We start from the raw sequence: 8,925 nt of genomic DNA on the forward strand, positions 1-8,925 counted from the left end.
GACCTGACGAAGTCCGAGGACGCCCGATGAGCACGCCCCAGCCGCCCGTCATCCAGCAGCCGCCCGCCCCCAACTGGCAGGGCGCGCCGGGCACTTCGTACACCTCGCCGATCCCGATCGTGCGCACCCACCTCGGGCACGCGCTCTCGTCCGAGTGGACGAAGATCAAGTCGGTCCGCTCGACGATGTGGACGCTGGGCATCTTCGTGGTCCTGGTGATCGGCCTCGGTCTGCTCTTCGCCCTGATCGCCGCCTCCACGGACATGAACCTGGAGGGCGAGTCCCCGCTGGGCCTCGGTCTGTTCGGGCTGATGCTCGGCAGCGTCTGCATCATCACGCTCGGGGTGCTGACCACCGCGTCCGAGTACGGCACGGGAATGATCCGGACCACGATGACGGCCTGCCCGAGCCGTGGCCGGGTGCTGCTCGCGAAGGCCATCGTGTTCTTCGCGCTCACCTTCACGGTCACCCTGGTCACCACCGCGTTCGTCGGTTTCGCCCAGGTGGCGATCCTGGAGGGCAACGGCGTGGTGAACCCCGACGGCGAGGAGTGGTTCAAGGCCACCGTCGGCGTGAGTCTCTTCCTCGCGCTCTTCGGGCTGCTGTCGCTGCTGATGGGCTCGCTGATCCGGCACTCCGCCGGCGCGATCACCATCATGCTCGGCGTCTTCCTCGCGCCGCTGGTCATCGCGATCTTCATGTTCTCGGAGTCACTGAAGGACGTGCAGGAGTTCCTGCTGGAGTACTCGATCCCGAGTCAGCTCAGCGTCTTCTACGGCGCTGAGCTCAGCCAGACCGGCCCGTCGGGCTGGGACCCGCTGTGGATCATGCTCGGCCTGGTGGCCGCCGCGTTCGTCGGCGCGTACGCCCTGCTGGAGCAGCGGGACGTCTGACCCGAGAGCACTGACCCAGGTCCGCGGGGTGTCAGAACCTCGGCGCGTTACGGGGCCGCTGCACCCGCGAGGTGCGGCGGTCCTTCGCGTTCCAGCAGGCCTTGTGCCAGTGCCGGCGCTCATCGACGCCCGAGTGCTCGGGCCAGGCGACGACGTGCGGCACCCCGGAGGGGATCATCTGGTCGCAGCCGGGGCAGCGGTAGGTCTTGCCGACCGCGCTCGCGCCCGCCACATGGCGCACGCTCCACTCCTCGCCCCGCCAGGGCTCGCTGGTCTGCCAGCCGCCGTACCGGTCCGCCCGGTCCTCCTCCGCGCTGCGGCCTGACGGACCCGGCAGCCCCGACGAGGCATTGTCCTTGGGGCGGTTGCGACGCGGGGACACGGGACACCTCACGGGGCTATACAGGGGGCAGGGTTGGTGTCCAGCCTACGCGGGCCTGGTGGGGGTACGCGTACGTCGCCAATCCCCTCAGAACGCCCTCCGCCCGGCGCATTCTGCAGACAATCCGCAAATCTCGTCGCCAGGCCGTGTCTTCGGCACGTGTCACGGGGTTATGCCGGTGGGGGAGCTCCCGAGTCGGAGCCGAGGAAGCAGGAAGAGCGATGCACGTAGGAACATTTGTACTGGGCGCCCAGTTCCCCGGCCAGGGCCAGGGGGAGGCGCTGCACCGGGCGGTACGGACCGCGGAAGTGGCCGACGAGGCGGGGTTGGACGCGGTCTGGCTGGCCGAGCACCACTTCGTGCCGTACGGCACCTGCCCGTCGGCGATCACCCTCGCCGCGTTACTGCTGGGGCGCACCCGGCGCATCCGGGTCGGCACGGCGGTCAGCGTGCTCCCCACCGTCCACCCCGTGGCCCTGGGCGAACAGGCCGCGCTGCTGCACGTGACCTCCGGCGGACGCTTCTCCCTGGGCGTCGGGCGTGGCGGACCCTGGGTCGATCTGGAGGTGTTCGGCTCCGGGCTGGAGGCGTACGAGAAGGGCTTCCCGGAATCACTCGATCTGCTCATGCGCTGGCTCCGTGAGCCCTCCGTGTCGGCGGCGGGGGAACGATTCAGCTTCCGTGAGGTGCCCGTCGTCCCGAGGCCGGCGGAGGACCTGGACGAGACACCGGGTCCGGAGGTCGTCGTCGCCTGCACCTCGCCGACGAGCGTGAAGCTGGCCGCCGAGCGCGGGCTGTCGATGCTCCTCGGCATGCACGTCGGGGACGAGGAGAAGGCCGAGATGGTCGCGCTGTGGCGCGACTGCGCCCGGGCGGCGGGCCGTTCGCCGGAGGAGATCTCCGGCGCGGCCCATGTCTCGGCCGGCGTCTGCCAGATCGCGGACCGGCGCACGGACGCCGTGGAGGCGCTCACCAAGGCGATGCCGGGCTGGCTGAAGCAGGGCCTCGACGCGCACGTGACCGTCGACGGCCGTGCCCGCGCCATGCGGGACCCGCTGGCCTACACCGAACTGCTCTGCGGGCTGCACCCGGTGGGCACCCCGCGGCTGTGCGCCGACCGGCTCGCGGCGACGAGCGAGCGGACGGGCATCTCCCGCTTCGCCCTGCTCGTCGAGGGCTCCGGCGATCTGGCGGCGACGGAGGAGAACGTACGGCGACTCGGTGCCGAGGTGCTGCCTCACCTCGGCTGAGCCACTGCGACTGCGACTGCGACTGCGACTGCGGGGAGCTTGCCGCCCCGGCTACCGATGCACCTCCCGCGATGGGAGCGGCAAGCTGTGGCGCGTCATGCCCTCAGCAGTCCCGGAGTTCCTGGGACTGGTTGAGGAGCTGGCCGCGGATCGAGGTGAAGCGGGCCAGCCTGTCGTCCACGGACGGGTCCAGCGGGAACACCGCCACCCGGTGGCAGTTCTGGAAGGCGAGCCGCACACCGAAGTGCCGCTGGAGCGCGCCGCGAATCGCGTCACTGGCGAGCGCGCGCAGCAGCTGCCCGCGCGCCTGCTCGTCCGGCGGGGGCGTCTGGTTGTCGGCGAACTCTCCGCCGTCGACCTTCAGCTGGGCCACCAGAGAGCTGATCATCTCCCACGCGTAAGGCAGGGAGGTCCGGACGCAGTCGACGAAGGCGGCTTCGTCGACCTCGCCTCGCTCGGCCTGTTCGAGTAGGGCCGGTGAGACGTCGAGCGACATGGGTTCTCCTCTCGCACCCCCACAACAACAGGGGTTGACGGACAAGGGCGGAGATCGGGTCGGCGAACACGCAGAGTGCACGCTTCGCGACCTCCAGTTTCTACGGTAAGCAACCGAAGGTGACCGCACCAGGAGATTGCGCGCACCGACAGGGCGTGTGACGCACACAATCAGCCAATGCCGAACACAAGTTGACAGCGGCACATGCCGGGGGACGACGAAGGCCCACGTGAGGGGCGGGAGAACGTGACGGAGGGCGACAGTCACCGGGCGGGGCCGGCGGGACTGTCGAACGGTGCCCGGCAGGGCGCGCCGACAGAGGAGCGGGCGCGGGCTGTTCCGGCGGTCGAATCGCGCGCACCCGCCGGCGTCGAGTAGCGTTGCCGACCATGCGTCTCGTCATCGCCCGCTGCTCCGTCGACTACGCGGGCCGGCTCACCGCCCATCTCCCCTCGGCCCCCCGCCTGATCCTGGTGAAGGCGGACGGCAGCGTGTCGATCCACGCGGACGACCGGGCCTACAAGCCCCTCAACTGGATGTCGCCGCCCTGCACGCTGAAGGAGGGCTCCGGGGACGAGCAGGGCGTCTGGACCGTCGTCAACAAGGCGGGCGAGAAGCTCATCATCACGATGGAGGAGGTCCTCCACGACTCCTCGCACGAGCTGGGTGTCGACCCCGGGCTGATCAAGGACGGCGTCGAGGCGCATCTGCAGGAACTCCTCGCCGACCGCATCGAGACCCTGGGCGAGGGCTACACCCTCATCCGGCGCGAGTACATGACCGCCATCGGGCCCGTCGACATCCTGTGCCGGGACGCCGACGGCGCGACCGTCGCGGTGGAGATCAAGCGGCGGGGTGAGATCGACGGCGTCGAGCAACTCACGCGCTATCTGGAGCTGTTGAACCGCGACCCCCATCTCGCACCGGTCCGCGGCATCTTCGCCGCCCAGGAGATCAAGCCCCAGGCCCGGGTCCTCGCCACCGACCGCGGCATCGGCTGCGCGGTCCTCGACTACGACGCCCTGCGCGGCATCGAGGACGACAAGCTGCGCCTGTTCTAGAGCCGTCGCGCCGCCGCCCGGAGACCGACCCGCGGGCGGCGGCGACGGCGTCGAGCAACGGCAGGGCGTTCGGGGCGTTCGCACGGGAGGCCGCCGCCCAAGTGCTGCAGCAGAAGGGCCCTAAGCCCCGGTGTACCGGCGTGCCGACTCGTTCTCCTGGGCCATGCGGCGCAGCGCCAGCAGTGCGGGTTCCAGGAGGACGGTCAGCAGCAGGGCGCGCTCGGCGGCCTGCAACGAGTCCTCGATCCCCTCCAGTTGGTCGAGGTCGAGGGTCGCGGTGCGTTCCGCGAGGCGGGCGTACGGCAGCAGCGCCTGCCAGTCGAGCGGGGCGCCCAGGGTGCGCAGCGTGGACAGGGTCTCGGCGAGGACCGCGCGGGCGGGGGCCGCCTCGTGCACGTTCCACCCCAGCTCCTCGACCAGGGCGTCGACGCTTCCCGTCTCCGACGGGGCCTCGGCGGGCTCGTCCGAGAGCCGGATGGCCCCGAGGGCTAGACCCAGTTGGAGATGGATGTCTCCGGCGTGCCCCGCCAGGGCGCCCAGGAGCTCCCGGGTGGCGCTGACCGACAGCCCCCGGACGCCGATCAGCGCACGGATCAGGCGAAGCCTGCGCACATGGCTCTCGTCGTACTCGGCCTGCGTCGCCGAGATCTGCCGCCCGGCCGGGAGCAGTCCCTCGCGGAGGTAGTACTTGATCGTCGCGACGGAGACACCGCTGCGGCGGCTCAGCTCGGAGACACGCATCGGTCGCCCCCCGCACTAGAAGTTGGATACCTTCACTGTCTAACATAGATAGTGAAGGTATCCAACATCTCTCCGGAGAGGGCCACAGTCATGCCCACCCTGCGCTGGACCACCGTCAGCACCCCCGCACCGGACGCCGAGACGTTCGTCATGGCCTCGCGGCTGGAGGTCCGCTCACTCAAGGACGTACCGCGCTTCTTCCTCCAGTCCCTGTCCGCGTGGAAGCAGGTCTCCGGCGCACCCGGGGCCTACGGCGCCTCCCTGATCGCCCAGCCCCTGAAGCGCACGTTCTGGACCCTGTCGGCGTGGGAGAACAAAGACGCGCTGTACACGTACGCGAGGACCGAACCGCACCGGTCGATCATGAACGGCCTGCGGCCCACGATGAAGGACTCGGTCTTCACCTTCTGGCAGGCCCCCGTGGCCGATCTGCCCATCGACTGGTCGGAGGCCCGGCGCCGCCTCGCCGAGCAGGCGCGGAGCGGTTCCTGATCCCCACCGGCCAAGCCCCGTGCCCCTTCCACCAGGAGAGACCCCCATGACGCTGTCCGAAGAGAACGCGGTTCTCGACCGTCCCGCCCCGGAGCCGGCCGTCCCCGGCGCACGGCGCACAGCACTGTGGCTCGCCGTCGTCGCCTGCAGCCTGCCCATGTTCATGGTCGCGCTCGACAACCTCGTCGTCTCCACGGCCCTGCGGACCCTGGCCGTCGACCTGGAGGCGAACACCCAGCAGCTCCAGTGGTTCGTCAACGCCTACGTCCTGAGCTTCGCCTGCCTGTTGATGACCGGCGCGGCGCTCGGGGACCGGTTCGGCCGCCGCAGGGTCTTCGTCGCCGGCATCGTCGTGTTCACGCTGGCCTCCATAGGCTGCGGCCTGTCCGACACCAGCGCCCAGCTGATCACCTTCCGCGCGCTCCAGGGCTTCGGCGCTGCCGCGGTGATGCCGTTGTCGCTGACCCTGCTCTCCCAGGCGGTCCCCGAGCGGCTGCGCGGGATGGCACTGGGCATCTGGTCCGGGGTGAGCGGTCTGGCCGTGGCCATGGGCCCCGTGGTGGGTGGCGCGGTGGTCGAGGGGCTCGACTGGCGGTGGATCTTCTGGATCAACGTGCCGGTGTGCGTGATCGCCGTCCCCCTCGTCCTGACCGCCCTGCGGGAGAGCTCTCTGCCCGGCTCGCGCCTCGACCTGGTCGGCATGCTGCTGGCGGCGGCCGGGCTGTGCGCCGTGGTGTGGGCGATCGTGCACGGCGAGCCCGACGGCTGGACCTCGGCGAAGGTCCTGGGAGCGTTCCTCGGCGGCACCGTGCTGCTGGTCGCCTTCGTCGCCTGGGAGGCCCGGTCCCCCGAGCCCATGCTGCCGCTGTCCTTCTACCGGGTACGTGCCTTCACCCTCACCAACGTCGTCTCGGCGACGATGTACTTCGGCGTGTTCGGCTCCCTGTTCCTGCTGGCCCAGTACCTCCAGCTCGTGCCGCCGCGCACCCCGCTGGAGGCCGGCGTCCGCACCCTCGCCTGGACCCTCATGCCGATGTTCGTCGCCCCCCTCGCCGGGCTCCTCACCGACAGGGTCGGCGGCGGACGTCTGATGGCGCTCGGCCTGTTCCTCCAGGGCGTGGGGCTGGGCTGGATCAACCTGGTCGCGGACACCGACACGGCCTACTCCTCCCTGGTCGGCCCGATGATCGTGGCGGGCATCGGGATGGGCTTCGTCTTCGCCCCCACGGCCGCGGTCGTCCTCGGCTCGGTCGCCAGGGAGCACGCCGGCAAGGCGTCCGGCGCCAACAGCACCGTCCGCGAGATCGGCGGCGCGCTCGGCATCGCCGTGCTCAGCACCGTGTTCGTGGCATACGGCAGCACGCGCACGGCTCAGGAGTTCGTCGACGGCCTGCGGCCGGCGGTGTGGGTCGGCGTCGCCGTGGTACTCGCCGGCGCCCTCTGCGCACTCGCCATCCCGCGCCACCCGCGCCCGACCGCGACGACGCCCGACGCCGACTGAGCCGACACCGCGAGGCCCGGCAGCAGCCCACCTCGCGAGATCCGGCAGCAGCCCACCCCGCGAGGCCGTATCGATCAGCGGGTCACGACGAGGCCCTCACCGTCAGGCCACGGTGCCGTCCGGCGAGTCGCCCGAGGCCCCCGACGCGGTGTTCGACTCGACGGGCCCACCGGAGGTCGGCGCACTGGCGCTGTTGCTGTCGTCCGGCGGTGGTTCCTCGGTTCCGCCCCCGCTCGGTGTGGGCGTGGGGGTGGGAGTGGGGGTCGGTGTGGGTGTCGGCGTCGGCGAGGGTGACTCCGACTCGTCCTCGGTCTCGGACGGCGTCGGCTTGGGCGAGGTCTTCGACGGGGACGGCGTCGGCTTGTCCGACGGCTTCTTCGTCCCGCTCGGGTCGTCCGACGGCTCCGCCGTGTCGGTCGGTGTCGGGTCGTCCGACGTGCCGTAGGTGCCGTCGGGCCCCGGGTCGGTCGGCTCGGGGAGGGAACCCGGGGTGTCGTCCTCGTCGCCGGCCTTGGGCCGGTCCGCGACGAGGCCGCCGCTGTCGGTGCCCTCGCTGGCGGACGGGTTGACGCCGACCCGCTCGGCGGGGGTGTCGCCGTTGCGGTCGGAGGTCGCGCCGAGGGTCACGACGGTGCCCAGCACGGCCGCGAGGAGCGCACCCGCACCCGCCGCGGCCAGGTTGCGCCGGGCACCGCCGACGAGGGTCTTGAGGCTGCTCAGCCGGTGCGCGGGCGACCGGGAGCCGTCCCGCTGCGTGATGAGCGGCGTCTCGCCGATCGCCGGCGTCGAGGAGGCCCCGGCCTTGCCCGCCGTCCCCGAGCCCCACGCTCCCGAGCCGGACGGCGACCCGAACCCGGCTCCGTCAGAGCCCACCGCCCCGAACCCGGCTCCGTTCGCGCTCACCGTCCCGAAACCGACCGCGCTCGCGCCCGTCGCCCCGAGGCCCGCACCGGTCAGGCCGTCCGGCGGGTACGCGGACGGCGTGCCCCCGGGCGGTGAGGCCGACTCCTCGTGCCGGGCGTCCGGCACCTCCTCCCCCGCCGCCGTGCGCCCGCCGGGCGGTGTCGCCCCGGAGCGGTCGGCGACCAGGGCGAGGGCCCGGCGGCCCGCGACGGTGCCGCGCTTGTCGGCGAGGACGTTGCGCAGCCCGATGGACGCCTCCAGCTCCGCCCGGGCCCGCTCCAACTGGCCGGAGCAGAGCGCGAGGACGCCCAGCTCGTGGTGGAAGTAGGCCTGTTCACCGGTCTCACCGGCGAGAGCGGCGGCCTCGGCACCGGCCCGCAGCGAACGCTCCCAGGCGTTCCAGCGCAGCCCGGCGGCGAACGCGGGTGCCGCCTGCCGGGCCAGCACCACGGCGGCGCTCTCCTCGTCCTCGCCGGGCGGGACCGTCGCGGGCACGAGCGCGGTGAGAGCGGCCAGGACGGCGTCCGCCTCGGCCGAGACCCGCTCGGGGGTGACCGAGGGGTGCCCGGCCCACCAGGCGTAGTGCTGGGCAGCGGTGCGGGCGCGCGTCTCGGCGTCGTCGGCGTACCCGGCGGCCTCCAGCTGTGTCCGCACCCCGGCGGCAAGCCGGTAGCGGGCGCCGACAGGTGTCACCAGGGCGCAGCCGACCAGCTCGCCGAGGGCGGCGTCGGCGTGGGTGTCGCCGACCAGGGCGGGCAGGTGCGCCTGGTGCGGGATCTCCCCGTCGAGCGCGACGGCGAACCTGAGGGTCTCGCGGGCCGACGCGCTCAGCCGGGAGGCGAGCAGCGCGGCGGGCGCGGCCCCCTCGGCGAGCGACGGCAGGGGCAGGTCGTGCCCGTCCGGGACGGCGTCGACGGGCGTGTCGACGGGCGGTGCCTCCTGGAAGACCCCGAACTCGTCGACGGCGTCCGCACCGGCGCGTTGCCGGTCCCGCTGCCTGAGCAGTGCCCCGGCCTGGGTGAAGCGCAGCGGCAGTCCCTCGGACTCGAACCAGAGGTCACCGGACCAGTTGGCCTCGTCCTCGGTGAGCGCCCGTCCGACGGCACGCTCCAGGAGCTGTTCGCTGCCGGCCCGGTCGAAGCCGCCGAGGACGATCTCTTCCAGGGGCGCGTCGGCGGCTTCGACCGGGCCGGCAGCGAACAGCTC

Annotated in this window: 9 protein-coding genes; 5 read left to right on the top strand and 4 right to left on the bottom strand. The window is 72.2% G+C overall.

What is annotated here, in order from left to right; all coding sequences use genetic code 11:
- Positions 1-26 precede the first annotated feature (26 nt).
- Positions 27-893: an ABC transporter permease subunit gene (locus P1P70_RS34880; protein ID WP_319245012.1), complete on the top strand. Its 867-nt coding sequence runs from the start codon at positions 27-29 to the stop codon at positions 891-893.
- A gap of 31 nt (positions 894-924) precedes the next feature.
- Here P1P70_RS34880 and P1P70_RS34885 read toward each other — a convergent pair whose 3' ends face one another.
- A complete protein-coding gene (locus P1P70_RS34885) occupies positions 925-1,275 on the bottom strand; it encodes an ATP/GTP-binding protein (RefSeq protein ID WP_319245014.1) in 351 nt (116 codons plus the stop codon).
- A gap of 221 nt (positions 1,276-1,496) precedes the next feature.
- On the opposite strand from P1P70_RS34885, the gene P1P70_RS34890 reads away from it, so the two are divergent.
- Positions 1,497-2,525 carry an LLM class flavin-dependent oxidoreductase gene (locus tag P1P70_RS34890; protein WP_319245016.1) on the top strand — a complete coding sequence of 343 codons (1,029 nt, stop codon included), beginning with the start codon at positions 1,497-1,499 and terminating at the stop codon, positions 2,523-2,525.
- A 103-nt stretch (positions 2,526-2,628) separates the two neighbouring features.
- Here the strand turns inward: P1P70_RS34890 and P1P70_RS34895 are convergent, their stop codons facing one another.
- On the bottom strand, positions 2,629-3,021 hold the full coding sequence (locus tag P1P70_RS34895; protein ID WP_319245017.1) for an SCO5389 family protein: 393 nt from the start codon (positions 3,019-3,021) through the stop codon (positions 2,629-2,631).
- Between the two features lie 389 nt (positions 3,022-3,410).
- Here P1P70_RS34895 and nucS point away from each other — a divergent pair, with 389 nt between their 5' ends.
- Positions 3,411-4,082, top strand: a complete 672-nt coding sequence (gene nucS, locus P1P70_RS34900; RefSeq protein ID WP_319245019.1) for an endonuclease NucS — start codon at positions 3,411-3,413, stop codon at positions 4,080-4,082.
- Positions 4,083-4,202: 120 nt separating this feature from the next.
- On the opposite strand, the gene P1P70_RS34905 is transcribed toward nucS, so the two are convergent.
- Positions 4,203-4,823 carry a MerR family transcriptional regulator gene (locus P1P70_RS34905; protein ID WP_319245021.1) on the bottom strand — a complete coding sequence of 207 codons (621 nt, stop codon included), beginning with the start codon at positions 4,821-4,823 and terminating at the stop codon, positions 4,203-4,205.
- Between the two features lie 90 nt (positions 4,824-4,913).
- On the opposite strand from P1P70_RS34905, the gene P1P70_RS34910 reads away from it, so the two are divergent.
- Together P1P70_RS34910 and P1P70_RS34915 are read left to right on the top strand one after the other, a co-directional pair.
- Entirely contained in the window at positions 4,914-5,315 is a 402-nt protein-coding gene (locus P1P70_RS34910; protein WP_319245023.1) for a DUF3291 domain-containing protein, read from the top strand.
- 46 nt (positions 5,316-5,361) lie between these two features.
- Positions 5,362-6,816 (top strand): MFS transporter, encoded by a 1,455-nt coding sequence (locus P1P70_RS34915; RefSeq protein ID WP_319245025.1) that lies wholly within the window; start codon positions 5,362-5,364, stop codon positions 6,814-6,816.
- Between the two features lie 102 nt (positions 6,817-6,918).
- On the opposite strand, the gene P1P70_RS34920 is transcribed toward P1P70_RS34915, so the two are convergent.
- The coding region (locus P1P70_RS34920; RefSeq protein WP_319245027.1) for an ATP-binding protein at positions 6,919-8,925 on the bottom strand (2,007 nt) is incomplete at its 5' end.

This window comes from Streptomyces sp. MB09-02B (assembly GCF_033794485.1).
GTDB lineage: Bacteria > Actinomycetota > Actinomycetes > Streptomycetales > Streptomycetaceae > Streptomyces.

What these genes read in the sequence shown, in the direction of transcription:
- nucS (WP_319245019.1), top strand. Translation starts at nt 3,411, where the DNA reads ATGCGTCTCGTCATCGCCCGCTGCTCCGTCGACTACGCGGGCCGGCTC.
- P1P70_RS34895 (WP_319245017.1), bottom strand. Translation starts at nt 3,021, where the DNA reads ATGTCGCTCGACGTCTCACCGGCCCTACTCGAACAGGCCGAGCGAGGC.
- P1P70_RS34880 (WP_319245012.1), top strand. Translation starts at nt 27, where the DNA reads ATGAGCACGCCCCAGCCGCCCGTCATCCAGCAGCCGCCCGCCCCCAAC.
- P1P70_RS34905 (WP_319245021.1), bottom strand. Translation starts at nt 4,823, where the DNA reads ATGCGTGTCTCCGAGCTGAGCCGCCGCAGCGGTGTCTCCGTCGCGACG.
- P1P70_RS34915 (WP_319245025.1), top strand. Translation starts at nt 5,362, where the DNA reads ATGACGCTGTCCGAAGAGAACGCGGTTCTCGACCGTCCCGCCCCGGAG.
- P1P70_RS34910 (WP_319245023.1), top strand. Translation starts at nt 4,914, where the DNA reads ATGCCCACCCTGCGCTGGACCACCGTCAGCACCCCCGCACCGGACGCC.
- P1P70_RS34890 (WP_319245016.1), top strand. Translation starts at nt 1,497, where the DNA reads ATGCACGTAGGAACATTTGTACTGGGCGCCCAGTTCCCCGGCCAGGGC.